This is a genomic window from Corynebacterium kefirresidentii (assembly GCF_016599755.1).
GTDB classification, from domain to species: domain Bacteria; phylum Actinomycetota; class Actinomycetes; order Mycobacteriales; family Mycobacteriaceae; genus Corynebacterium; species Corynebacterium kefirresidentii.
Genome location: NZ_CP067012.1, coordinates 2,002,688 through 2,025,902, shown reverse-complemented (window position 1 = coordinate 2,025,902; position 23,215 = coordinate 2,002,688). Strand labels below are relative to the sequence as shown.

Here is a 23,215-nt window from a genome sequence, read left to right as displayed (position 1 = left end):
ACTCAAGGGAGGCATTTCAATGTCCCAGCCAAACAAAGCTCAGGTAACGATTACGGGCCGTAATGTCGAGGTCCCTGATCACTTTCAAGAGCGAGTCAATGACAAGCTGGCCAAGATTGAACGCCTTGACCCCACCCTGACCTTCTTCCACGTGGAGCTGCAGCACGAGCCGAACCCGCGCCGCGATTCTGAAGCGGATCGCATCCAGATCACCGCTACGGGTAAGGGACATATCGCCCGTGCCGAAGCAAAGGAAGATTCTTTCTACGCTGCGCTCGAGACCGCCTTGGGCAAGATGGAGCGCTCCCTGCGCAAGGTGAAGGTGCGCCGCGAAAACGTCAAGAGCGGTCACCGCGCGCAAAAGGGCACCGGAGAGATTGCCGCTGAGATGGTGGCACAGGCTGAGGCACAGCGCGCCAAGGAAGAGCGCTACGTTGACCCTTATGCTGAGACCGTCGAGGATGTTCGTCCCGGCCAGATTGTGCGCACCAAGGAGCACCCGGCTACCCCGATGAGCGTGGATGATGCCTTGAGCGAGATGGAGCTGGTTGGCCACGACTTCTTCCTCTTCGTTAACGAGGAGAATAATAAGCCCTCCGTGGTTTATCGCCGCCACGCCTTCGACTATGGCCTTATCTCCCTGGCTGAAGACGCGGAGGCCTAAAGCGTTCGCACTTTCCTGAGGTAATGACCCCGCTGCATAACTGCAGCGGGGTCGAATTCGTATCAAGGGAAATGGTGTCTTGGTGGGGGGAGGTTCGACGTCGGCAAGCGGCTTTAAAGGCTTAGATATGCCAGATGAAGGTTGCGCGCATGCCCTATGCGCTAGGCGGAAGGTGCTTTGTGAATGCGAGTGAGTACAATAGCGACGAGTTAACTTTATTGTCGCGACTAGAAGGACTAACTAACCGTGTTTGGACTTTCCAAGCTGCTGCGCGCGGGCGAGGGCCGTACGGTCAAGCGCCTGGGCAAAATGGCAGACGACGTAATTGCCCTTGAGGATAAGTACGCGGAGCTTTCGGACGAAGAACTTAAGGCAAAGACCGATGAGTTCAAAACTCGTCTTAAAGACGGCGAAGAGATGAATGACATCTTGCTCGAGGCATTTGCCACCGTCCGCGAGGCTGCCTGGCGCGTCCTCGATCAAAAGCACTACCGCGTGCAGATCATGGGTGGCGCGGCCCTGCACTTCGGCAACGTTGCCGAGATGCGCACCGGTGAGGGCAAGACCCTGACCTCACTCCTGCCTGCCTACCTTAATGCGCTTGAGGGCAAGGGCGTCCACATCGTGACCGTCAATGATTACTTGGCAAAGCGCGACGCGGAGATGATGGGCCGTGTCCACCGCTGGCTCGGCCTGTCCGTAGGCGTCATCCTGTCTGAGATGCGCCCACCAGAGCGCAAGGCTGCCTACGATTGCGACATTACTTACGGCACCAATAACGAGCTAGGTTTTGACTACCTGCGCGATAACATGGTGCGCTCCCTCAATGAAGTGGTGCAGCGCGGTCACAACTTCTGCATCGTGGATGAGGTTGACTCGATTCTTATCGATGAAGCCCGAACCCCGCTTATCATCTCCGGCCCAGTAGACGGTTCCTCCCAGTTCTACAGTGTCTTCGCCCAGCTGACACCGCGCATGCGCGAAGGCATCCACTACGAGGTAGACCACAAAAAGCGCACCATCGGTGTGCTGGAAGAGGGCGTGGAATACGTAGAGGATCAGCTCGGCATCGATAACCTCTACGCCCCGGAGCACTCCCAGCTGGTGTCCTACCTGAACAACGCCTTGAAGGCCAAGGAGCTTTTCACCCGCGATAAGGACTATATCGTCCGCAATGGTGAAGTCATGATCGTCGACAGCTTCACCGGCCGCGTGCTGGCCGGCCGCCGCTACAACGAAGGCATGCACCAGGCCATCGAGGCCAAGGAGCAGGTAGAGATCAAGAACGAGAACCAGACGCTGGCTACCGTTACCCTGCAAAACTACTTCCGCCTCTATGAGAAGATCTCCGGCATGACCGGTACGGCAGAGACCGAAGCCGCCGAGCTGCATTCCATCTATGGCCTGGACGTAGTGCCGATTCCTACCAATAAGCCAAATCAGCGTGCGGACCACTCTGACCGCATTTACAAGACGCAGGAAGCCAAGTTCGCCGCCGTGGTGGACGATATTGCTGAGCACGTCGAGGCCGGTCAGCCAGTACTGGTAGGTACCACCTCTGTGGAGCGCTCCGAGTACCTGTCCCAGCTGCTATCCAAGCGGGGAATCAAGCACAACGTGCTCAACGCTAAGCACCACGAGGAAGAGGGCCAGATCATCGCCCGTGCCGGCCGTCCTGGCACCGTAACCGTGGCTACCAACATGGCCGGCCGTGGTACGGATATCGTGCTTGGTGGTAACCCCGAGGTCATCCTCGATGAGAAGCTGCGTGAGCGCGGCCTAGATCCATTCGAGGATGAGGAAAAGTACCAGGAGGCCTGGGAGGCAGAGATCGATGCCGAAAAGGAACACTCCAAGAAGTTGGGTGACCAGGTCCGCGAGGCCGGTGGACTCTACGTGCTGGGTACTGAGCGCCACGAGTCGCGCCGCATTGATAACCAGCTGCGTGGTCGTACTGGCCGCCAGGGTGACCCGGGTGAGACCCGCTTCTACCTGTCCATGCGCGATGAGTTGATGGTGCGCTTCGTGGGACAGTCCATGGAGAACATGATGAATCGCCTCAATGTGCCGGACGATGTTCCAATCGAAGCCAAGATGGTCTCCAACTCCATTAAGGGCGCCCAGGCGCAGGTGGAGAACCAGAACTTTGAGATGCGTAAGAACGTTCTCAAGTACGACGAGGTGCTTAACGAGCAGCGCAAGGTGGTCTACGCTACCCGCCACGATATCCTCGATGCCGGCGATATTCAGGACAATATCCGCGGCATGATTGATGACACCGTTTCCGCTTATGTCGCCGGCGCTACCGCCACCGGCTACGTGGAGGATTGGGACCTAGATGCGCTGTGGAACGCATTGGATTCCCTGTACGGTCCCACCATTCCCCACGAGGAACTGGTCGAAGGCTCCGAGTATGGTTCCCCAGGCGAGCTTTCCGCTGAGCAGCTTCGCGACGCTTTGGTAGAAGACGCCAATAACGAATATGACAAGCTCGAGGAATCTGTAACCGCAATTGGCGGCGAGCAGCAGATGCGCAATACCGAGCGCATGGTCATCCTGCCGATTATTGACCAAAAGTGGCGTGAGCACCTCTATGAGATGGACTACCTCAAGGAGGGCATTGGCCTGCGCGCGATGGCGCAGCGCGATCCGCTGGTGGAGTACCAGAAGGAGGGCGGCGAGATGTTCAATGCGATGAACGAAGGCGTCAAGGAAGAGACCGTCCGCCAGCTCTTTATGCTGCGCAAGCAGTTCAAGCAGCAGGAAGAGGAACAGGCCGGTGAGTCTTCGACCGCTGCGAACAACAACGGTGGGGATACCGTAGAGGCCTAAAACCCGGTGTTCTTTCTCAAACTCCGCCCCGCACCCACTCTTAAAAGTGGGAGCGGGGCGGGTTTCTTTTTAGGGAAAAATGAGTAGAATATAAGAATCTTGTCCAATCTGCTTTTTTCCTGTGAGGAACTCCACTGACGATGCGTCGCCGTTCTTTGCGTCTAGGAATTACGACGCTTCTGTCTGCTACCTTGCTTGGTGGCGCCACCCCAGCCGTGGCGTATGAGATGCAGCGCGACTCTGCGTCTTCTCTGCGCATCATCTTGGACTCGGGCGAAAAACTAGAACAGGACAACGCGGCAGCGGCCATTTTGGCTATCGCTACCCAGCGTAAGGAAGCGTTGGTGGCAGATGGAATTTTGTCGCAGGAGAAAGCGGATGCTGCCTTTGACCATTATTTTGGCGCATCCCGGCTCAATACTGCGCGCGCCGATGGCAATATCTATGCCACACCGCTCGATTTCCCGTGGGAGCCCGACGCGCGTCCACAATCGCGAGAAGGTAAGCAGTTCACCGAAGCTGCCGTGCTGGATTACCTTGACGTGCTGGGTGCCAACTATGCCCAGGCGGTGATTCGCGCCGAGCTGGGTGAATTCACTAAGGATCTGCCGCAGTCCACTGCAGGCAATGCAGAGTCTTCTCCGCGGCCACAGAGGCCCGCCACCGGGGATACAGGCTCCGCCTTCCCGGATGAGTTCTCGGATTACGCGTCAGCGCTGCGCGATATCGTCACTATCACCAAGCAGGTCAATGCTCCTTTGGAAAAGGCCGCAGCAACCCACCGTGGTGTGAATACCGTACTCGCGGATGGCACTGCTGATGACAATTCCGGGCTATCCGTCCTGGAAGGTGGTCTGCTGACTACCGGTATTGCGGCGCTAGCAAGCGCTGCCGGAATTGGATGGTCCGCACTGAACTGGTCCGATATTCTTTCTCAACTCGGCCAGTTCATTTCCTAGGCGGTGAGGTCCGTTCGCATAGCTTAGAGCAAGCGGAACGAGGTTAATCCCGTGTGACTGGCTGATCCTGTAAAAGCATGCTGCTGTTGACCTATATAAACAGAGCCGAAATACTCTCCGTTTGAGCGCGCGTGCAGGCTTGTCAATTGCAATCTGTCCGTGGTGTAGGGGCTGGAGCGTTGGCGCACCCACGAGCCAATATGCAGCCGGATTGCGTCCGAATAGCGCGCGGAATTGAGGTGAGCTAGCGGCCGATAGCCGGCAGCAACCTCGAGTGCGAAGATTACCCAGCCTTGGATGCGGTGTTGGGCGGCGACCTCCGCGGACGTCGGCAAGCGGCCGTAGCGCACGCGATGAGGCGCGAGGAAGAGTTTGAGGTGTGAGTAGCCAGGGATGGGCTCGTACATGATGGGGAAGTAGTGCTCCTGAATAAGGGCAGGAGGCGGACGCGTGATAATTGTCTCATGCCCGGCTCGCGGCCGCCATTTCTGAGGGTTTCCTGAAAGGGGTGGCCGCGAATGCGCGCGCGGTTCGCTATACTCTCGGGGAGTTAAAGAGAAAATCGTAACCAAAGGATTTAAGTACATGCGTGGTCTGATCGTTGACTATGTCGGCGTCCTCGACGGCACCGAAGAAGATAACCGTCGCTGGAAGGCGCTGCTGGCCGCCGCCAAGGCAAATGGCGCGGCAACCGCCATCCTCTCCAATGACCCGGGCGGTCCAGGCGCGGAGCACATTCGCGAGTGGGAGTACCGCGGAAACGTAGATGCAGTTATTCTCTCTGGTGAGGTTGGGGCGGAAAAGCCAGAGGTCGCTGCATTTCAGGCGGCCGCAGATGCCCTAGAGCTTCCGCTCAATGATTGCGTCATGGTTGATGATTCTATTCTCAACGTCCGCGCCGCCGTGGAAACCGGCATGGTGGGCTTTTTGTACACCAGCTTTGATCGCGTTTCCGTAGAAATCCAGGCTGTCTTCGATATTGAAGGTGAGTTTTAGTGGCTAAAGCCCGCGTCTACATTCCCGCAACCTACGCCATGCTGGCGGAATTGGAAGAAACCGGTTCCCTTTCTGCGCGCTCCGGCTGGGGTTTCATGGTGACACCAGCGCTGCAGGATTTCTATACCGAGGGCGATGAAGAAGAGATTGCCTACTCGGCATTCCTCGAGGCATCTATGGCCTCTATGCGCCTTCTGGCCATCGGCGATGAAGAAAAGTTCCCGCATCGCCGCGTGGTCATCTCCGTGGACTTGGATGATTCTGTCATCACCCCGCGACCGGATATGGGCGAGCCGGTGGTAGAACTCCAGCCGGCGCAATTCAGCAAAGACGATCTAGCGGCCATCCACGTGGATATTGCGGAATCCGAAGAAACCACCGCGAAGGCCATCGAGGCTATTGACACCGCGGACCTTGGCGATGAGGACGCGGAGCTGGCCGTGGGAGATGCGCTGGATAAGTTTATGGCCTTTTATCACCCCAGCGAACTGCCTTTCCTCGTAGAATTGCTCTAAAACTGAAGGAGAAAACATGACTCAGCGTTTCAAGAACCTGGCTGCAGCTACCGTTACCGCAGGCGTAGCCCTCATTTCCGCGCCAGCCGCTCTGGCGGCCGATACCACCCCGGCCGCAGATGCCGCTGCCGATGCCGTGCCCACCACCCCGTGGCTAGCGCTGCTAGAGACCTCGTCCCAGGGCACTTGGGGCCAGATCCTGGATGTGGTCTTTGGCATCGTAGATGTCCTGCTAGGCGTGATGGCCGATACTGGCTTCCACCTTTAATTTTCCCAGTCCACGTTGGTGCGCAGGGCCTCGAGCAGGCCGCGCACCGCGTCGCGCCGCCGCGCACTGGCGGTATCCGGGGGGATAAGCGCAGGGTCATCCAGCCCGCATTCTGGGTCCGCAGGCGGGCCCATATGCGTACAACCACGGGGGCAATCCTCGACGGCGGCCGCAAGATCTTCAAAGACACCGAGCACGTCATCAGCATCCACGTGTGCGAGGCCGAAGGAACGAATGCCGGGGGTATCGATAATCCAGCCGGCAGAGTATGCATCATCGGCGGGGAGGGGAAGCGCTACCGATTGGGTAGAGGTATGCCTGCCTTTGCCTACGCCCGATACTTCCCCCGTCTCCCTATCCGCATCCGGAACCAGGCGGTTGACCAGGGTGGATTTGCCCACGCCGGAGTGGCCGATGAGCGCGGTGACGTGGCCATCGATGTGCTGGCGCACGGACTCGAGGCCGTCTTCGACGCCGGCTTTCACCACCGTGACATCAAGATCAGCAAACTCGGCCGCGAACGGCTCAGGATCCGTGAGATCTGTTTTAGTCAGGCACAAGATCGGGTGGATATTGCCCACGAAGGCGGCGATGAGGGCCCGCTCGACAAACCCGGAACGCGGTGGTGGATCGGCCACGGCGGTGACGATGAGCATCTGGTCCGCATTCGCCACCACGATGCGCTCATAGGGGTCGGTGTCATCGGCGGTGCGCCGAAGGACGGAGGTGCGCTCTTCCAGCTTCACTATGCGCGCTAAGGTGTCCTTCTTGCCGGAAGTATCGCCCACGACACCTACGCGGTCGCCCACCTCGATGGCGGTGCGGCCGAGTTCGCGGGCGCGCATGGCGGTGACCCGTGGGCCGTCATCTAGCGCGACGCCCCAGCGCCCACGGTCTTTGGTGATGACCATGCCGAACTTGGCATTTTTATGTTTGGGACGATCCTTGGTGCGCGGCCGCGAACCCTTGCCAGGGCGCACGCGCACGTCGGATTCATCAAAGGAACCGAAACGCCTAGCCATTGCTCTCCTGTTGTTCGGGGTCCAGCATCGTCTCCCACATGCGGTCGAAGCCGGGAAGGGTCTTCGCCGTGGTAGAAATATCTTCGATCTCTATGCCCGGCACCTTCAGACCGAGGATGGCACCAGCGGTGGCCATGCGGTGGTCCGCATAGCACGGCCACTCGCCGCCGTGGAGAGGGGCGGGGTCGATGCGCAGGCCGTCGGCAAGCTCGGTGACCTTGCCACCCAGGGCGTTGATATTGGTTGCCAGCGCCTTGAGGCGGTCGGTCTCGTGGCCGCGCAGGTGGGCAATGCCGGTGAGCGTGGAGCGGGTTTCTGCCAGGGCACACAGCGCCGCGACGGTAGGGGTGAGCTCACCAATGTCACCCATGTTGCGCTCGATGCCCTGCAGCGCGCCGCCCTTGGCGCCCTTTGCGGTGACGAAGCCCGGCTCTTGGGTGACCATAACACCCATATCCACCAAGATATGGCGAATAGCGTCACCCGGCTGGGTGGTATTGGCGGGCCAGCGCTTAATGGTCACGCGGCCGCCGGTGACAGCAGCGGCGGCAAGGAAAGGCGTGGCATTGGACAAATCCGGCTCGATGGCCCACTCCCGGCCGGCGATCGGGCCAGGGTGCACGGTCCACGTATTCTCGCCGGAATCTACGCGCACGCCGGCTTGCCGTAGCATGCCCACGGTCATTTCCACGTGCGGCAAAGAGGGCAACGGAGCGCCCTCATGGGTTAGGGTGATGCCCTCATTAAAACGTGCGCCGGCTAGCAGCAGTCCGGAGACGAACTGCGATGACCCAGAGGCATCGATGGTGACCTCGCCGCCTTCTGGCACCCCGTGCGAGCGCACGGTAAAGGGCAGGCTATCGCCGTCCACCTCTACGCCAAGCTGGCGCAGCGCATCGAGGGTGGTGGACATGGGCCGGGCGTAGGCCTGCTCGTCGCCGTCGACAAGCACGGCACCATCAGCCAAGGCCGCAACCGGCGGGATAAAGCGCATCACCGTGCCTGCTAGGCCGCAATCTACCGTTGCGCCCTTGAGCGGGCCTGGGGTGACGTGGATGTCCTCGCCGTCGTGCTCGAAGCGCACGCCCATAGACTCCAACGCCTTTTCCATCAGCTGCGAATCCCGCGAGACCAGCGGAGCGCGCAGGGTAGAGGGGCCATCGGCCAACGCGGCCAAGATGAAGGCGCGGTTGGTAATAGACTTCGAGCCCGGCACGTGCTGGGCCCACGTAATGGGGCCTGCCGCTTGCGGGGCGGACCATGGTTGAGACATATCGTCCATAATAGAGGGCATGTGCGGAAGATTCGTTCTTTTTACCGAGTCCCTCCTTGATGAGGTGGGAGAGCTGCCCGGAGTCACCGAGGTACATGCCCCGCAAGGAACCCCAGGACCCCGCTACAATATTGCGCCCACCCAGCCGGTGGCCATCGTGCGCGTGCGCGAAAGCCTTGCTCAAGTCGATCCTGCGCGGTGGGCGCTATTGCCGCACTGGAAGAAAGATCTTGAAGGCCCGCCGCTGTTTAATGCGCGGGCGGAGACCGTGGCCTCCAAGCCTTCTTTCCGGCACGCTTTTAAGGGGCAGCGCTGTCTCATCCCGATGAATGGTTACTACGAGTGGCGCCAGGAAAAGGGCGGCAAACAGCCCTACTTCGTGCGCGCGGAGGAAGGCCTGTTGTGGGCCGCAGGCCTCTGGGACACCGGCTTAGACCGCCTGTCCGCCACGATCATTACCACTGCAGCCACGGAAGAAATGGAGTGGCTGCACCACCGCCTGCCGCGCTTTTTGGCGGCCGAGGAAATGCGCACCTGGCTAGAGGGCAGCCCCGAGGAGGCCGCCGAGCTGCTCTTGCCGACGCCCCTGCGGGGCTTCCACACCCACCCCGCCGACAAGGCCGTGGGCACTGTATCCAACGACTATCCAGAGCTACTCGGCGAGTAGATCGGCAAAGCTGGCGTCACACAGCTGCGCGAGGTCCTCCGCATTGAGTTCGATATCTAGCCCGCGGCGCCCGCCAGAGATGAAGACGGTATCGAAAAGGATGGCGGTTTCCTCGATAATGGTGGGCAGTGGATTCTTCTGCCCGAGCGGGGAGATGCCGCCGGGAATATATCCGGATGACTTAGAGGCGTCGTGCGGATCGGCCATGGCGGCTTTGGAAACATTGTGTGCGACTGCGGCTTTTTTCAAGCTCAGGTGGTGGGTAGTAGGGATAACGCACACCGCCAATTTGCGCTTTGGTCCCTTGCCCGCGGTTAAATCGATGACCAGGGTTTTGAGCACGCGCTCCGGCTCTACGTCTAGAGCTGCGGCGGCGTGATCACCGAAGTGATCGGTGCCCGCTTCAAAGGTGTATACGTGGTGCTCGATACCGGCGTCTTCTACAACTTTGAGCGCTGGGGTGGCTGCGTGCGGGGACTTTTTAGACATGACTGGGATTCTAACGCTAGGCGTTAGTATGGAAATTGTGGCTAAAGAAACAATCAGCGAAAAGGAGCTGCAGCGCCGCTTTGAAGCGGAAGCGCTGCCCTTGCTAGATCAGCTCTACGGTGGTGCCTTGCGCATGACGCGCAATCCCCAAGACGCTGAAGACCTAGTGCAGGAGACCTACCTCAAGGCCTATAAGTCCTTCCATTCCTTTACTCCGGGTACGAATCTCAAGGCATGGCTTTATCGCATCATGACCAATAACTACATCAACTCCTACCGCAAGGCGAAGCGCCGGCCAACGGAGTCCTCGGCTGATGACTTGAGTGATTTTCAGCTCTATACCACCGCCGGACATGATTCCACCGGTCTGGAATCCGCCGAGGTAGCCGCGCTCAAGGACATGCCGGATTCCACCATTTCAGAGGCCATGAATGACCTGCCCGATGATTACCGCATGGTGGTTTACTACGCGGATGTGGAGGGCTTGGCATATAAAGAAATTGCGGAAATCATGGACACTCCTTTGGGCACAGTGATGTCTCGGTTGCACCGGGGAAGAAAACTACTCCGAAAAGCGTTGAAAGACGTGGCACGAGAACAAGGTATTGGATTAGAACACCCAGACATGGAGGAGAAGTAATGGAACGCGCAACGGAACACAACTGTGGTGCGTGTAGCTCCCCAGAGGTACAGGCCCTCCTGTGCGAGCTTCTCGATGAATCCACCACCTATGCCCGCGCGCTCGCCATCCGCGAGCACATCGCCCAGTGTGATTTTTGTCAAAAGCGCCTCGAGAGCGAGGAGATTATTCGTTCGCTGGTGCGCAACTGTTGTAACGGACAGGCCAAGGCGCCGCAGGCGTTACGCCGCCGCATCTCGGTTGAAATCACCCGCATCGAGACCACCTGGTAGTGCGGACATACGGCACGGGCTGCTAAGCGGCCTGCGCCGATTCGGCAAAGCAAAAGCCCGGCTCCTACGGTCTGTGATGACCGAGGGCCGGGCTTATGTGCTGTGCGTTATGCGCCAGGACGCTTGCCGTGATTAGCGGACTTCTTGCGGCGATCCTTGCGCTTGCGACCACGCTTGCTCATTGCGCACTCCTTCGTTGAGGGTAACTGAACTTTATTCAACTTTAGCGGCTAAGGGCGCCGAAACGAAAATTGGGGGCCGATGATTAAGCGGAAACGCGGGCGCGTCCACGGCCGCGGTTACGGCGGCGCTTGAGGGCGCGGCGCTCCTCTTCAGATAGACCGCCCCAGACGCCGGCGTCCAAGCCGGACTCCAGTGCCCACTTCAGGCAGGAAGAGGCAACGGGACAACGGTTGCAGACCAACTTGGCCTTAGCGATTTGGGTAAGTGCAGGACCAGAATTGCCTACTGGGAAGAACAGCTCGGGGTCTTCGTCGCGGCAAACAGCTTCGTGGCGCCAATCCATGATTGATATCTCCTAACAAAAATTCGACAGCAGAAAGCACAAGCACTTTTCATAAATGAAAAGCAACCAATGCCATGGGTGGGTGGTTGTGTGAACTGGTCTGCGCGCAGTGGGGCCCGGTCTCGAGGTCGGGCCAGCGTCGCCGCCGCCAATGGTCCACATTGTGGTTACTTGAAGTTTCCTTCAAGTTAAGAAGAGGTTTACGTCCTCTTTCTTTTTGCTACCCAAGAATCATGACATGTTTACTCAGGCTCCGCTAGGGGTAGAGGCGAAAATGTGGTAAACATCACTGAATGGAAAGTGATGTGGGGGTCATTTAGATAGACGCTGGAGTTGAAAGAAGCCTGTGAGAAACGCGCTGAACTGGCGCATTGACTGAAACTACTTGAGTGTGGTGACTGGAGAAGCGTCAAATCTGTCCGGTTAGCCCTTGCCCCCGCGAAACCTGAGTGGCGCACAAGAAAATGGCGTTGCCCGTGAGTAGACTGTGGGCTTGTGTCCAAACAAAACAAGAAGGTAAACACAAAGCAAAATGCTGCCTCCACGCGGTCGATTAGTGGGGAAAAAAAGACCCAGCACGGGGCGCCGCAACCAGTCCTCGTGGCCGCAGCACTCGCCGTGATTCAGTCCATCGCCGTAATCTGTTTTGGCATCTTCCTGATCGTGCGCGAATTGACCGGTGCGGAAAACGGCTCCATGGTGTCGGATTCGGGCTCTGGAAGCTTTGTGGGGCTAGGCACCGCACTCTTTATCTTTATCGTGTTTGGTTTTGTCATCATTGGCGCTTGGGCCATGGTCAAGGGAAAGCGCTGGGGTAGGGGAGCCATTATTTTGGTGGAGCTAATCTTGGCGGCTAGCTCCTTCCAAATGTTTAGCGGTGGATCGCCGCTACTGGGCGCGGTGACATTGCTGAGCGCCGCAGTGGTCATCTTCTTGCTGATGTTCGTACGCGCCTCCACTGAGTGGGCGGCAGCAAACTTCTAAAGTCATCTTCACGTGTAAAAAGGCCGCGCCCGGGAAAACCCGGAATGCGCGGCCTTTTTATGCGATGGTGGGGTACTAATCGGCGCTAAGGCCCACTACCTTATCGCCGCGGGCTTCCACAATGGTCTCGCCCGCTAAAGTGAGATAAACGGCACCGTGGTAGGCGCCGCGGTCAACCGGGATGGTTCGCAGGGTCTTGCCAGTGGACCAGTCCATGACTGCAATTCCTTCTTTGGTAGGCACCAGCATCTGCTCGTTGACAGCGATGGGGGTGCCGATGGCCTCTTCCACGATGCGATCAACCGAGAGGTCGCTCGGCTTAAAGAGGTAAAGCCGGGAGCCATCAAACCAGGTCATATGGTGCGGCAAGTCCGCAGTTGCCGGCGCGAAGGGGGAGTCGCCGGTGTCTATAGCCGGAGAAGGCTCTGCTGGGGAAGAGTCGAGCTTTTTACCTTCATTGTTATATGACTCGATGGAGGGGTGTGGTCCTGGCCGGTATACGGCGGCGGCCTTTTGGCCTACGGCGACAAGGCGGGCGCCATCGGTAGCAATGTCCACATCGGCGGCGATGTCCGGTTGACGGGAATCATCGGGGGTGGTGTCTTGGAAGCGCAACCAGGTGGTATTCGGCTTATCGGGGCAGGACTCGGTCAGGGCTAAGTTCTCGGTACGGGTAAGGGCCGAGCTGAGCGTGCAATCCTCATGCGGTTGCTTGTCCGGTTCTTGTTTTGCCTCCACGTCACCGTATTCCACGGTACGCACCATATCCGAGCGCCACAGATCGATGCGGTCGGTGGAGGCCGTTCCTACCCGGTCATTGGAGGATATGGGTACTACCTCGTCCGAATTTATGGCACTACGGGTGCTGTCATACTCACCAGTCGCGGCATCAATCGCCACGGTATCTCCGCAGCCCACACCGGTCTTATAAGTAGCTACTATCTTGCCCCATGCAGCAGACAGTGAGCACAGTTCGGCGTCAGTGCGCTCATAGGTCCATGCTTCGGAACCGTCCGGATTGGTAGCCGTGAGCGTGTGATCCGCATGCGTGATGGTCAGGCCGTGCGCCGAAACCGCCCGGTATTGGCCAGGCACCGGTTCATTGGGGAGGCTGAAGGACTCGTGGAGGTTAGTCGGAACTGTGGAAAGTGCGGGTGCATCCTTTTCCCCAGGAACGGCCGCCTGGCTCAAATGTGCCTGATTGATATTGGCAGTGACGGCTGCACCGCCTACCGCGATGGCGCAGACCACGGCAATGATGCCGGTGGCCTTCCAATCAGAGAGCGTGGAACGCAAAATGGGAGCCTTAGTCATCGGCGGCCTCCTCGTCGGCGCCGGGAGCTGCCGCGGCGCGCAGTGGTACGGGTGGGGGATTTCTCGCGGACTGAAACCTGGCCTACAACCTTGGTCTCGGGGCCTACGGTCTCCTCAGCATCCGCGGGGATGTCTAGCGCTTGGGCCAGCTCTGGGGAAGTAGAAAACCATTGTGGCGGCTCCGGCTCTCCCAAATCCAGCTCATCGTTAATGACTTGCCATTTGCCCAGCTCATCGTAGCCCACCAAGGTGATGGCGGTACCGGTATGCCCGGCGCGACCCGTGCGACCAATACGGTGGACAAAGGTCATTGGATCATCTGGTACCTGGTAGTTGATGACGTGAGTGACATCATCGACGTCGATACCGCGGGCAGCAATATCGGTGGCGACCAGGATGTCTACCTGGCCGGAGCGGAAGGCCTGCAGGGATTTCTCGCGGGACTTTTGCCCAAGGTCGCCGTGGACGGCTCCCACGCGGAAGCCGCGCCGGGCGAGATCATCGGCCAAATGGGCGGCCGCTCGCTTGGTACGGGCGAAGATGATGGTGCGCCCGCGGTCGGCAGCCTGCAGGGCGTGCGCGACGATGGCAACCTTATCCATGCGGTGAGCTTGGAAGGTGACCTTGCGGGTGGAGGAATGAGTGAAATCCTGCTCGCCCGATTCGGCGCGGATATGGATGGGCTTATCCATAAAACGGCGGGCCAGCGTTAAAATCGCGCCCGGCATCGTAGCGGAAAAGAGCATGGTCTGGTGCGCATTGCCATCCAGAGCCTGCAGGATGGCCTCCACCGAGGGTAAAAAGCCCAAATCTAGCATCTCGTCGGCTTCATCGAGTACCAAGATGGCCACGCGGTCTAGTTGCAGATTGCCGCGCTCGTGGAGATCGAGCAGGCGGCCAGGTGTACCGATGATGACATCGGCGCCCTTATTGAGCTTTGTGATCTGTGCCTCGTAGGGCCGGCCTCCGTAGATGGAAACCAAACGCACCGGTATGTCAGCGGCGGCTACCTGCAGGTCTTTGGTGACCTGCTGGGCAAGCTCACGGGTGGGGACCACCACGAGGGCGCGCGGGGTGCCATCGAGCTCTTCGATATCGGCATCATCAAAGACACGATCCAAAAGCGGCACGCCAAAGCCGTAGGTTTTGCCCATGCCGGTGCGCGCTTGGCCAATCAAATCCTGACCGGACAAAGCGATGGGCAGGGTTAATTCCTGGATTGCAAAAGTACGCGTGATGCCACGGGTGGCGAGTCCATCGCAGATTTCGGCCGCAACGCCGAGTTCCGCGAAGCTCGGTGGCTGGGATTTTATGTCAGACACACCTTGATAGTAGCCGGGATGGTTATAGTGGGGCCATTGACAATAAAACTCTAGTTAGAGGAGGAACCCTCATGGATATCAAGTTTGGCTTCGCAGACACCGCTCGCGAGCTGGTCATTAGCGCTGCAGGTGACCAGGCTGACCTGACGCAGAAGATCAATAGCGCCCTGGCGGATAACTCCACCTTGGAACTGGAAGATGACAAGGGCCGCAAGTACCTCGTGCGCACTGACCGCGTGGTCTACGTTGAGGTGGGCATTGCGAAGAAGCACGCCGTGGGATTCGCCGGCGCCTAAAGACGAGCGCACCGGTCTGCTGATTCAGATTTTTAAAAATAAACGGGTAACCTAAGGCCCCATGGAAGACAGGGAGACTCGCCACGCTCACCGGAGCCAGGGCCATTCGCCGGACCACCCTAATGCGGTGGTCCGGTTTGCGCGTCAATATGGCTGGTGGCGCGTGGTGGCTATCCCTTTGATGATCGCCTTGACCATCTGGTTCATTGTCGATATCGCCACCGCTTCCTCCTCTGAAGAAGGGGCGGAAGAAACTACCACAGCTGCCCCGACGAGTGCCGAGAAAATCGGGCCTGATCCGGCTGATGCGGAAGCGGTCAAACGGGAAATTAGTGAGATGCCGCCCGGTGGGGCGTTTACCAAGCAGGGAAGGGGCACTTTCCATGAGGTGGGCGAGCCCGGCGCCGTAGCCGGTAAGGGTGGCGCGCAGAAGGTGCGCTATTCCATCGAGGTGGAAGATGGCCTCAATACCGCACCGTATGGCGGCGATGATTCTTTTGCAGCCATGGTGGAGGCCACCCTTTCTGATCCGCGCGGCTGGACCGCGCACAAGGACTTCGAGTTCGAGCACGTGGCCTCTGATGCGGATCCAGATACCCGTATCCAGCTGACCTCCTTGGGTACCGCCGCGGAGCGGTGCGGGGAGAAAATTGAAACGGAAACTTCCTGCCATACCACCATTACTGGCGAGTCCACCACGGTTATTAATGAGGCTCGCTGGGTGCGCGGTGCGACGCCGTTTGAAGGCGATATGGGTAACTACCGCCAGTACGTTATTAACCACGAGCTGGGCCACGCCATTGGCTATGCGGCCCACCAGCCGTGTGGTGGGCAGGGCAAGTTAGCTCCGATCATGATGCAGCAGACCTTGGATCTCAATAACAAGGCATTGCACGATCGCAAGCCCAGCGAGGTCTATCCTGATGAGGACGTGACCTGTGCAGCTAACCCGTGGCCTTTCCCCAACCCGGATAATAAGGATCCCCACCAACCCGAATAGGAGTTAAGGATGCCGCTTCCCCCAGAGCATGTTTTAAGCGCCTTTCACGCGGAAACTGGTGCTACCGGTACTCGCCGCGCTCAGGGCGATCAATTAGGCCCGGTGTGGGATAACGGCATCAAGGTGGGGGACGTGGTCTATTCGCAGGCCGGTCCTTTTGCTGCATGGTCCGCCAAGACGCGCGAGCGCCTAAGCGTGCAAGGCGCCCGAGTTTCCCGGCCATTTTTATCTAGCGATGGCCGTCATACGGCCGCTGGCTGGAAGGCCACGCAGTTTATTCCGGGGCAGGTCCGGGGGCGCATTGATGAAACCGCACAGATGGCGCTGCGCCTTGATACGGCTATGGCCGAGGTGGCACTTCCCACCGGGCAGCGTGACGATGTCTTTGCTCGCGCGGAGCGCGCCGCGTGGGGAGAAACGGGGGAAGCCTATCGCCCAGCTCTGCTTGCCGACGTCCCTCTTATCCCCGCCCACACCGCTCTTCTCACCACCACGGTCTATCACGGCGCCAACCCGCCGGGAATCGTGGACATTGTGCCGAGCGAATTTCCGCGCCCAGCCGGTTGGAGCGCCGCCCTAGTCATCGTCGACGGGCTTATTGCTCAGGCGGTTGATGATGAGATCTGCCAACGCTTTAGCCACGTGCCGGGCATGCAGGAGCTGCTCTTGCGTGCAGTGTCGTATCGTCGTCATATCAACGATCTGCATCCTGCTTCGCGTTCAAACACGCGTTCGCACATTGAACGGGTGGAGCAATATCTGGTGTCGCGGGCATCTGCCATACTGGAGCGGTGAGTTACGACCCCCATTCCACCGCGCGTGCGGGAGTGGTCCTCCCACCGTCCCCGCAAGTGCGCCTCGTTCCCCGTACCCCGTCCGCCACGGCCCGCAGCTGGCCGGTTGACCTGCCCGAATCCGGTTCCTGGAAAGTAACCGGTGCGGCAGGCAGTGGCGTGTCGAGCTTCCTTATCGATACCGTCATTCATGCCCTGGACAGAGCCCAGGAAACTGGCGCGGATCCCTCCGGCATTCTCGTTATTGCGCCCTCGAAGGAATCCGGTGCCCGATTGCGCCGCGAACTTTCTGAACGCCTCGAGAATTACGCCGCACAGACCTCAATGGTGCGGTCTGTGCACTCCTTGGCTTTTGCGTTACTGCGCACGGCGGCCGAGGAAGAGTTGCGGCTCATTACCGGTGCGGAACAAGATGCCGTCATTCGGGAGCTACTTATCGGTCAAGCAGAGGACGGCCACGGATCCTGGCCAGAAGAGATGCGCCCCGCGCTGGAATATGTGGGCTTTGCGCGGCAGTTGCGCGATTTCCTTTTGCGCTCCATTGAACGAGGTCTGGGCCCAGGAGACCTGGAGCGCCTAGGCCACGAATATGGCCGCCCTATGTGGTCCGCCGCGGGCGAATTTCTGCGCGAGTATGAGCACGTGCAGCTCCTCTCCCGTTCCCATTCATACTCTGCTGCAGAGTTGGTTACCGCGGTTCTCCAACGCCCTGAATTACTGCGCGATCATCCCTTCCACACCATTGTCGTCGATGATGCTCAACTGCTCGACCCCACCGCAGGAAAGCTCATTCTTGGGCTAGCTGCGCAGGCCAACCTCGTAGTTGTGGGTGGAGATACAGCCCAATCTGTCTTTGCCTTTCGTGGTGCTAGCTCGCGCTTTTTGCAGGACTTTCCAGCCGAGCATGACATTGAGCTCACCGAGTCCTACCGCAGGCCCACACCGGCGTGCATCTCTATCGTGGATTCGGACGGTCGGCTGCGCGACGTCGTAGCTAATACCGTGCGCCGCCGCCACTTGGAAGATGCCGTGCCCTGGCGCGACATCGCTGTCATTGTGCGCTCTACTAGTGACATTGGCCAAATGCGCCGCACCCTCCTAGCCGCCGGTGTGCCCGTACATATCAATCCCACCGACGTTGTCTTGGCCGAACAGCGTTTGGTCTCCGCTGTGTTGCTTGCGCTGCACGCCTTGGAGGAGGAACTATCTAACTCTGAGTTGGAAGAACTACTCACCGGACCTGTGGGTGGCGCCGATCCTGTCACCCTGCGCCGACTGGTCCGTGGCTTGCGCCGCTGGGATTCCACCACTCGGGGCATCGATAGCCTCCGGGGCCTTCTCTACGGCGAGCTCCCAGACTTCAACGGACAGCTCACTGAACGGGAATATTCGATCCTCGAACGCGTTCGTGCAGTGCTCAGTGCCGGCCGGGAAGCGCTCACTTCCGGCGCTTCGGTGGAGGAGATTCTGTGGGCTGTGTGGAGTGCTACCGACCTGGACAACCGTCTACAGGCCTCGGCCTTGCGCGGTGGTGCAACGGGCTCGCAGGCCGACCGCGACCTAGATGCAATGATGGCGCTTTTTGACGCTGCTGGAGACTACGTAGAACGCCGCCCGGATTCTTCACTGAGCGCGTTTTTGACCCATATCACTGAACAAGAACTTCCCACCGGCGTGCGTGACCGCCGTACCGCCATTCCGCAGGCCGTAGAAATCCTGACCGCGCACGGTGCAGTGGGCCGCGAATGGGATACCGTCATCGTGGCCGGCGCCCAGGAAGGCAGCTGGCCTTCGCTAGGAGAGACTGGCTCCATCTTCGGGCAAGAAGATCTTATCGATCTCCTCGACCACGATATTGTTCCCGATACTCCCGTCAGCCACATCGCCTCCCGCTTGGCAGAGGAGCGTCGTCTCTTCCACGTCGCTACCACCCGCCACCGAAAGCGCTTGCTCATTACTGCCGTGGAGAATCCAGAGGGCGATACGGTCTCCGAGCCTTCTCGGTTCATCGACGAATTCGCCGGACGTGGTGTCGATGTTCCCGGTCAAGCTGCGCGTCGCCAAGCAAAGCGGGCGCTGCGCCGCGCCCAACTCCCGCGCGAATTGGGCCTCGATGTGCCCGAACCCGCACCCGTTTCTTTGCGCGATGGTCTGGAGATTGATCCACTCGATGTTGCGGTGTTGTCCGTGCCGGCCTTTGTCGCGCAGCTGCGCCGGGTAGTTAGCAATCCGGAATCTGGTGAGGTTGAACGCAAGCAAGCTGCCCGCCAGCTCGCGCGGTTAGCGGCGGCCGAGATCCCCGGCGCCCACCCGGAGCAGTGGTGGTCGGCGCGTTCCGTTGCGGCTGAACTGCCGTTGCATACCAGCGGCAGTTTGTCGCCCTCCCGGGTAGAAGCGTTGCTCAACTGCCCGCTCAAGGCTGTGCTGGGCAATGTGGCTGAGGATCCAAGTACCGAGGAACACCTGCTCCGCGGTACGTTGGCCCACGCCTTCTTTGAAGCCATTGGCCGCGGTATGGATGCGGAAAAGGCCAAGCTTTTGGTGATGGAGGCTTTCGAGCGCATTCAGGACGTGCCGCAGTGGCAATTGCGATTCAAACTCGATGAGTTTTCCGCCTTGTTGGACCGCGCCCGCGAATGGGCGCGCCAATCTGAGGTCAATCAAGAACTAGTGGGCGTGGAAATTCCTGTGGGCGTACGTGTCCGTGAAGGCGTGCGCATCGGCGGCTATATGGACCGTCTCCTTCGCGATGAAGAAGGAAACTACTTGGTCGTGGACCTCAAGACCGGGAAAAACCAACCGGCCAAGAAAGAAGCCGAAGACCATGTGCAGTTAATGACCTATCAGCTCGCGCTTGCCCACGGTGCATTCGACGGCCATCAGGTCCACGACGGTGAAGGAATGCCGCGCCAGGGAGGAGTGCTGGTTTACCCGGGCGCAACCACTAAGAAGATTGGCGAGATTTGGCAAAGCGATAAATCTCCGGAAGCACTCGAAGAATTCGCCGCACTTCTGCCCCCGCTGGTGGAGGAAATACGTGGTCCGCGCATTACTGCGCGTACCAATAAAGACTGCGACAAATGCCCAATTCGCTCCATCTGCCCCGTGCAGGAAGAAGGAAGGATGACCACCGATGCCTAAGAGCAACTTTTCCCCACAGCAAATCGCTGCGGCCTTGGGCAAGGATTTCCCGCCTACCGACGAACAAGCCCATGTCATTGAAGGCCCATTTAGCCCTAAACTCGTGGTTGCCGGCGCTGGTGCTGGCAAGACAGAAACCATGGCCTCGCGCGTGGTGTATTTGGTGGCCAATGGTTATGTGCGACCTGAACAGGTTCTTGGCCTGACCTTTACCCGCAAAGCCGCGCAACAGCTGGAGCAACGCATTCGCAAGCAGCTGATTCAACTGCGCGATTCCGGTCTCATCCCACCAGGCAGCGATGTGGCAGAAGCATTAGAAAACATTGCGCCGAAGGTATCCACCTATGACTCCTACGCCGGAGAACTCGTTCGTGAATACGGCCTATTAGTTCCGGTTGAGCCCACCGCGCGCATCATTACTGAGGCCGAGCGCTATTCCTTAGCCTACGATGTGGTGCGCAATTACACCGGCCAACTAGAAGACGATCGCACCCTAGCCACAATCACCGAGACCCTGCTGAGCCTCAGCCAAGATATTGATAACGGTCTCAAAGACACGAGCCATATCGCTGAGCATGCGCGCGATTTTCGCGCAGATATCGATAACCTTGACAAATCGAAGAAGAATGGCCCCGAATACTCTCAAAAACTGCTGGGCTATATACAGACACAGGAACGCCGTGTGCAGTACGTACCGCTGCTGGAGGCCCTGAAAAAGGAACAATCCGAGCGACAAGTCATCACCTTTGGCGAGCAAATGTCTGTCGCCGCCCGAGTAGCGCGTGATTATCCTGTTGTGGGCAGGCAACAATCCCAGCGCTACAAGGTTGTCATGTTGGATGAGTACCAAGACACCTCCTATGCCCAGCGCGTTCTACTTCGAAGCCTTTTCGGCGGCGAGAAAGATGAACTGTCTGTTACGGCTGTAGGCGATCCAATGCAGGCCATCTACGGCTGGCGCGGCGCGACCTCTGAAAACCTCACCGCCTTCGTGGAGGATTTTCCAGTCGCGCCGGGCACACCTGCTCCGAAGGACCAATTGACCACCTCGTGGCGCAACCCTTCGGGTGCGCTGGATTTGGCTAACTCAGTGGCGGAGAGGGTATTTGAAGGCGTTGAGCGTCCCGTGGATGAACTTTCTGCCGCCCCACATAAAGGCGAGGGTGAAATCCAGCTGGCCTACTTTGAAAGCGAAAATCGCGAGCGCGAATTTATCGCCGAGCATTTGAAAAAGCAGTGGGACAAACGCGAGGGAGACACCTTCAGCGCAGCGGTTTTGGTGCGTAAAAATAGGCAGTCCGCGCCAATCGCTGCGGCCTTAGACAAGGCGGGCGTACCTAATGAAATCATCGGTCTCGGTGGTTTGTTGTGGCAGCCAGAAATCCAGGATCTCGTGGCCATTGCCACGATGCTCGTACGCCCAGAAGATCTGTCTGCAGCAGTGCGGGTACTGGCTGGCCCTATGTGCGGTTTGGGGATTAGCGATATTCAAGCCCTCGCTTCGCGTCAACGAAACCTCGCCGGAGCAAGGGAGGAGCGCTTGCGTTGGGAACCAGGAATGGACCCGGAAGATTACCTGCGAGCGCAGTTGGAAGATGTCACCGCAGAAGAACCGGATCAGCGCGTTGGCCTTGCCGACGCCCTGGCTGACTTGGGGGAGAGGGACCGCTATACCCCACAGGGCCTTGCCCGCATGGAAGAGGTATCTGCCAAACTGCGGCACTTGCGCACCTATTCGCTATCCAAGCCGCTGGTGGACATCTTCGCTGATATTGAGGCATTGTTTAATATCCGTACCGAAGTCTTGGCGCGCGGAAGCGCGGGGGGAACGGCCCACTTGGATAAATTTGCCGATATCGTCGCTAGCTTCCACGGTGATTCTTTGTACGCACTCTTGGACTATTTTGCGCTTGCACTCGAAAAGGAAGACGGTTTGGACATGGGCGAGGTGCCTGCCGCAACGGACCGTGTGCAAATTATGACTGCGCATAAGGCCAAGGGCCTGGAATGGGAGCATGTCTGCGTGGTGCATGCTGATTCTTCTAGCTATAACGCGCAAGCGGAGACCTTCCTTAGCAGGATCGAAAAGGTCCCGGGGGAGGACGACTATATTGAGGTCCCAGAGGATGCCGAAAAGCGCTCGCAGTTCCAAAACGCCTGCGAAGAATTTAAGAAAGCAGATAGTGCCCTAAAGGCGGAAGAATCTGCGCGCCTTTTTTATGTTGCATTGACCCGTACCGAATCCACGCTGACCGTTACTGGCTCGGGAACCAATAACGCTTCTGGGAAGAGCAAGAAGGCGCCCTATGAATACCTAGAGCGCCTGAAAGAGCAATTCCCGCAGTACGTGGTGGAATGGTCCGTGCCAGATGAACCGTCCGAGGAGGACTTTGGTGAGAGCGCACAGTTCCCAGCGCTGAAGGCTAACCCTGAGGCAGTTGCCGGTGCCGATGCGGTGCTTGAGGCAATGGAAGAACTTCCAGACCTCAGCCACGGTGAAACCTTTGAGTTGTGGGAGCAGGAAGCTGGCGCTCTTATTGAAGAATACAGGGCTCTGCAACAGCCGGTGGTAGACGTTGAGCTACCCAGCGAGCTGACTGCTTCTGACATGGTTGCGCTGCGGGCAGATCCACTCCAGTTCGCACGCAGGCAACGCCGTCCAGTGCCGTTTAAGCCGAATGCTTATGCCAAGCGCGGTACCGCCTTCCACGCGTGGTTGGAGGACCGCTTTGGCAGCCCTGCACTATTGAGCGAGGAAGAGCTGCCGGGTACTGATGAGGCGGCGGACTATGACTTGGAAGAGCTGAAAAAAGCTTTCTTGAGCTCGGAGTGGGCGCAACGTCAACCGGAATACGTAGAAGCGCCCTTTGAAATCACCATCGGTGAGGCCGTGGTGCGCGGGCGCATGGACGCGGTATTCCGCTTGGACGACGGCACGTGGATGGTGGTGGACTGGAAGACAGGCCGCCCACCCCAAGGGGAGGCTATGGACGCCGCCAAGATACAGCTTGCGGTTTATGCAGAGGCATGGCGGCGTATCCATGGCGGAGAGAAGATTCGCGCTGCTTTCTACTATGTGCACGATGGTTATACCTTTGAGCCAGCCCGCCTTCCACGTGGGGAAGAGCTAAAGAAACTCCTTGAATCGTCAGTTGAGCACCAAAAGGGCTAAGGTATGTGAGCGGTTGCGTAAGCACGCAATCTCTTGAGCAATCATTCGAGACCAGAAAAGGCGGGGCTA

Annotated in this window: 23 protein-coding genes; 15 read left to right on the top strand and 8 right to left on the bottom strand. The window is 58.8% G+C overall.

The annotated features are described in order from the left end of the window. The first annotated feature begins 19 nt into the window (after positions 1–19). The 3 genes from hpf to I6I12_RS09710 all read left to right on the top strand — a co-directional run bounded on the left by hpf (position 20) and on the right by I6I12_RS09710 (position 4,455). Positions 20–664, top strand: coding sequence for a ribosome hibernation-promoting factor, HPF/YfiA family (hpf, locus tag I6I12_RS09720; protein WP_023020779.1), 645 nt, complete (start codon positions 20–22; stop codon positions 662–664). 246 nt (positions 665–910) lie between these two features. Beyond that, the gene (gene secA / locus I6I12_RS09715) at positions 911–3,496 is read left to right on the top strand and encodes a preprotein translocase subunit SecA (RefSeq protein WP_200288067.1); all 2,586 of its coding nucleotides are present in this window, start codon (positions 911–913) and stop codon (positions 3,494–3,496) included. A gap of 140 nt (positions 3,497–3,636) precedes the next feature. Beyond that, positions 3,637–4,455 carry a hypothetical protein gene (locus I6I12_RS09710; RefSeq protein ID WP_200288058.1) on the top strand — a complete coding sequence of 273 codons (819 nt, stop codon included), beginning with the start codon at positions 3,637–3,639 and terminating at the stop codon, positions 4,453–4,455. Positions 4,456–4,478: 23 nt separating this feature from the next. On the opposite strand, the gene I6I12_RS09705 is transcribed toward I6I12_RS09710, so the two are convergent. Beyond that, the gene (locus I6I12_RS09705) at positions 4,479–4,862 is read right to left on the bottom strand and encodes a hypothetical protein (protein ID WP_023020782.1); all 384 of its coding nucleotides are present in this window, start codon (positions 4,860–4,862) and stop codon (positions 4,479–4,481) included. A 178-nt stretch (positions 4,863–5,040) separates the two neighbouring features. Here I6I12_RS09705 and I6I12_RS09700 point away from each other — a divergent pair, with 178 nt between their 5' ends. From I6I12_RS09700 to I6I12_RS09690, 3 genes are read left to right on the top strand one after another with little or no spacing between them, the layout of a single operon-like run. Then, positions 5,041–5,451: an HAD-IA family hydrolase gene (locus tag I6I12_RS09700; RefSeq protein ID WP_023020783.1), complete on the top strand. Its 411-nt coding sequence runs from the start codon at positions 5,041–5,043 to the stop codon at positions 5,449–5,451. A 38-nt stretch (positions 5,452–5,489) separates the two neighbouring features. Further along, a complete protein-coding gene (locus I6I12_RS09695; protein WP_051138325.1) occupies positions 5,490–5,966 on the top strand; it encodes a DUF6912 family protein in 477 nt (158 codons plus the stop codon). Positions 5,967–5,982: 16 nt separating this feature from the next. Then, positions 5,983–6,234, top strand: coding sequence for a hypothetical protein (locus I6I12_RS09690; RefSeq protein WP_023020785.1), 252 nt, complete (start codon positions 5,983–5,985; stop codon positions 6,232–6,234). Here the strand turns inward: I6I12_RS09690 and rsgA are convergent. Beyond that, complete coding sequence (gene rsgA, locus I6I12_RS09685) at positions 6,231–7,256, bottom strand: ribosome small subunit-dependent GTPase A (RefSeq protein ID WP_023020786.1); 1,026 nt, start codon at positions 7,254–7,256, stop codon at positions 6,231–6,233. The genes I6I12_RS09690 and rsgA overlap by 4 nt on opposite strands. Next, on the bottom strand, positions 7,249–8,550 hold the full coding sequence (aroA, locus tag I6I12_RS09680; protein WP_200288056.1) for a 3-phosphoshikimate 1-carboxyvinyltransferase: 1,302 nt from the start codon (positions 8,548–8,550) through the stop codon (positions 7,249–7,251). The genes rsgA and aroA overlap by 8 nt, the downstream gene beginning before the upstream one ends. Between aroA and I6I12_RS09675 the strand changes: the two genes are divergently transcribed. Next, entirely contained in the window at positions 8,549–9,196 is a 648-nt protein-coding gene (locus I6I12_RS09675; RefSeq protein ID WP_023020788.1) for an SOS response-associated peptidase, read from the top strand. The two genes, aroA and I6I12_RS09675, sit on opposite strands and share 2 nt — an antisense overlap. On the opposite strand, the gene ybaK is transcribed toward I6I12_RS09675, so the two are convergent. Further along, a complete protein-coding gene (ybaK, locus tag I6I12_RS09670; protein WP_023020789.1) occupies positions 9,182–9,685 on the bottom strand; it encodes a Cys-tRNA(Pro) deacylase in 504 nt (167 codons plus the stop codon). The genes I6I12_RS09675 and ybaK overlap by 15 nt on opposite strands. 28 nt (positions 9,686–9,713) lie before the next feature. Here ybaK and I6I12_RS09665 point away from each other — a divergent pair, with 28 nt between their 5' ends. Together I6I12_RS09665 and I6I12_RS09660 are read left to right on the top strand one after the other, a co-directional pair. After that, positions 9,714–10,325: a sigma-70 family RNA polymerase sigma factor gene (locus I6I12_RS09665; RefSeq protein ID WP_023020790.1), complete on the top strand. Its 612-nt coding sequence runs from the start codon at positions 9,714–9,716 to the stop codon at positions 10,323–10,325. Continuing rightward, on the top strand, positions 10,325–10,597 hold the full coding sequence (locus I6I12_RS09660) for a mycothiol system anti-sigma-R factor (protein ID WP_023020791.1): 273 nt from the start codon (positions 10,325–10,327) through the stop codon (positions 10,595–10,597). The genes I6I12_RS09665 and I6I12_RS09660 overlap by 1 nt, the downstream gene beginning before the upstream one ends. A 107-nt stretch (positions 10,598–10,704) precedes the next feature. Here I6I12_RS09660 and I6I12_RS12160 read toward each other — a convergent pair whose 3' ends face one another. Together I6I12_RS12160 and I6I12_RS09655 are read right to left on the bottom strand one after the other, a co-directional pair. After that, a complete protein-coding gene (locus I6I12_RS12160) occupies positions 10,705–10,779 on the bottom strand; it encodes a 50S ribosomal protein bL37 (protein ID WP_100067784.1) in 75 nt (24 codons plus the stop codon). Between the two features lie 83 nt (positions 10,780–10,862). Continuing rightward, a complete protein-coding gene (locus tag I6I12_RS09655) occupies positions 10,863–11,123 on the bottom strand; it encodes a WhiB family transcriptional regulator (protein ID WP_005322377.1) in 261 nt (86 codons plus the stop codon). A gap of 495 nt (positions 11,124–11,618) precedes the next feature. Here I6I12_RS09655 and I6I12_RS09650 point away from each other — a divergent pair, with 495 nt between their 5' ends. Continuing rightward, complete coding sequence (locus I6I12_RS09650) at positions 11,619–12,107, top strand: hypothetical protein (protein WP_023020792.1); 489 nt, start codon at positions 11,619–11,621, stop codon at positions 12,105–12,107. Positions 12,108–12,182: 75 nt separating this feature from the next. On the opposite strand, the gene I6I12_RS09645 is transcribed toward I6I12_RS09650, so the two are convergent. Both I6I12_RS09645 and I6I12_RS09640 read right to left on the bottom strand, forming a co-directional pair. Continuing rightward, positions 12,183–13,421, bottom strand: coding sequence for an Rv3212 family protein (locus I6I12_RS09645; RefSeq protein ID WP_200288054.1), 1,239 nt, complete (start codon positions 13,419–13,421; stop codon positions 12,183–12,185). Further along, on the bottom strand, positions 13,418–14,743 hold the full coding sequence (locus tag I6I12_RS09640; protein WP_200288052.1) for a DEAD/DEAH box helicase: 1,326 nt from the start codon (positions 14,741–14,743) through the stop codon (positions 13,418–13,420). Before I6I12_RS09640 ends, I6I12_RS09645 begins: the two co-directional genes overlap by 4 nt. A 71-nt stretch (positions 14,744–14,814) precedes the next feature. Here I6I12_RS09640 and I6I12_RS09635 point away from each other — a divergent pair, with 71 nt between their 5' ends. The 5 genes from I6I12_RS09635 to I6I12_RS09615 all read left to right on the top strand — a co-directional run bounded on the left by I6I12_RS09635 (position 14,815) and on the right by I6I12_RS09615 (position 23,146). Beyond that, positions 14,815–15,039 (top strand): DUF3107 domain-containing protein, encoded by a 225-nt coding sequence (locus I6I12_RS09635; RefSeq protein WP_023020795.1) that lies wholly within the window; start codon positions 14,815–14,817, stop codon positions 15,037–15,039. Positions 15,040–15,100: 61 nt separating this feature from the next. Further along, a complete protein-coding gene (locus I6I12_RS09630; protein WP_200288050.1) occupies positions 15,101–16,039 on the top strand; it encodes a DUF3152 domain-containing protein in 939 nt (312 codons plus the stop codon). Between the two features lie 9 nt (positions 16,040–16,048). Then, positions 16,049–16,834, top strand: coding sequence for a hypothetical protein (locus I6I12_RS09625; RefSeq protein WP_200288048.1), 786 nt, complete (start codon positions 16,049–16,051; stop codon positions 16,832–16,834). A 32-nt stretch (positions 16,835–16,866) separates the two neighbouring features. Beyond that, positions 16,867–19,974 (top strand): ATP-dependent helicase, encoded by a 3,108-nt coding sequence (locus tag I6I12_RS09620; RefSeq protein WP_200289058.1) that lies wholly within the window; start codon positions 16,867–16,869, stop codon positions 19,972–19,974. Next, entirely contained in the window at positions 19,967–23,146 is a 3,180-nt protein-coding gene (locus tag I6I12_RS09615) for an ATP-dependent helicase (protein WP_200288046.1), read from the top strand. Before I6I12_RS09620 ends, I6I12_RS09615 begins: the two co-directional genes overlap by 8 nt. Positions 23,147–23,215: the final 69 nt, after the last annotated feature.

Excerpts from the sequence above, each read along its gene's own strand:
- hpf (WP_023020779.1), top strand. The coding sequence starts at position 20 with ATGTCCCAGCCAAACAAAGCTCAGGTAACGATTACGGGCCGTAATGTC.
- I6I12_RS09710 (WP_200288058.1), top strand. The coding sequence starts at position 3,637 with ATGCGTCGCCGTTCTTTGCGTCTAGGAATTACGACGCTTCTGTCTGCT.
- I6I12_RS09705 (WP_023020782.1), bottom strand. The coding sequence starts at position 4,862 with ATGTACGAGCCCATCCCTGGCTACTCACACCTCAAACTCTTCCTCGCG.
- I6I12_RS09700 (WP_023020783.1), top strand. The coding sequence starts at position 5,041 with ATGCGTGGTCTGATCGTTGACTATGTCGGCGTCCTCGACGGCACCGAA.
- I6I12_RS09695 (WP_051138325.1), top strand. The coding sequence starts at position 5,490 with ATGCTGGCGGAATTGGAAGAAACCGGTTCCCTTTCTGCGCGCTCCGGC.
- I6I12_RS09690 (WP_023020785.1), top strand. The coding sequence starts at position 5,983 with ATGACTCAGCGTTTCAAGAACCTGGCTGCAGCTACCGTTACCGCAGGC.
- rsgA (WP_023020786.1), bottom strand. The coding sequence starts at position 7,256 with ATGGCTAGGCGTTTCGGTTCCTTTGATGAATCCGACGTGCGCGTGCGC.
- I6I12_RS09675 (WP_023020788.1), top strand. The coding sequence starts at position 8,549 with ATGTGCGGAAGATTCGTTCTTTTTACCGAGTCCCTCCTTGATGAGGTG.
- aroA (WP_200288056.1), bottom strand. The coding sequence starts at position 8,550 with ATGCCCTCTATTATGGACGATATGTCTCAACCATGGTCCGCCCCGCAA.
- ybaK (WP_023020789.1), bottom strand. The coding sequence starts at position 9,685 with ATGTCTAAAAAGTCCCCGCACGCAGCCACCCCAGCGCTCAAAGTTGTA.
- I6I12_RS09665 (WP_023020790.1), top strand. The coding sequence starts at position 9,714 with ATGGAAATTGTGGCTAAAGAAACAATCAGCGAAAAGGAGCTGCAGCGC.
- I6I12_RS09660 (WP_023020791.1), top strand. The coding sequence starts at position 10,325 with ATGGAACGCGCAACGGAACACAACTGTGGTGCGTGTAGCTCCCCAGAG.
- I6I12_RS09655 (WP_005322377.1), bottom strand. The coding sequence starts at position 11,123 with ATGGATTGGCGCCACGAAGCTGTTTGCCGCGACGAAGACCCCGAGCTG.
- I6I12_RS09645 (WP_200288054.1), bottom strand. The coding sequence starts at position 13,421 with ATGACTAAGGCTCCCATTTTGCGTTCCACGCTCTCTGATTGGAAGGCC.
- I6I12_RS09635 (WP_023020795.1), top strand. The coding sequence starts at position 14,815 with ATGGATATCAAGTTTGGCTTCGCAGACACCGCTCGCGAGCTGGTCATT.
- I6I12_RS09630 (WP_200288050.1), top strand. The coding sequence starts at position 15,101 with ATGGAAGACAGGGAGACTCGCCACGCTCACCGGAGCCAGGGCCATTCG.
- I6I12_RS09625 (WP_200288048.1), top strand. The coding sequence starts at position 16,049 with ATGCCGCTTCCCCCAGAGCATGTTTTAAGCGCCTTTCACGCGGAAACT.
- I6I12_RS09615 (WP_200288046.1), top strand. The coding sequence starts at position 19,967 with ATGCCTAAGAGCAACTTTTCCCCACAGCAAATCGCTGCGGCCTTGGGC.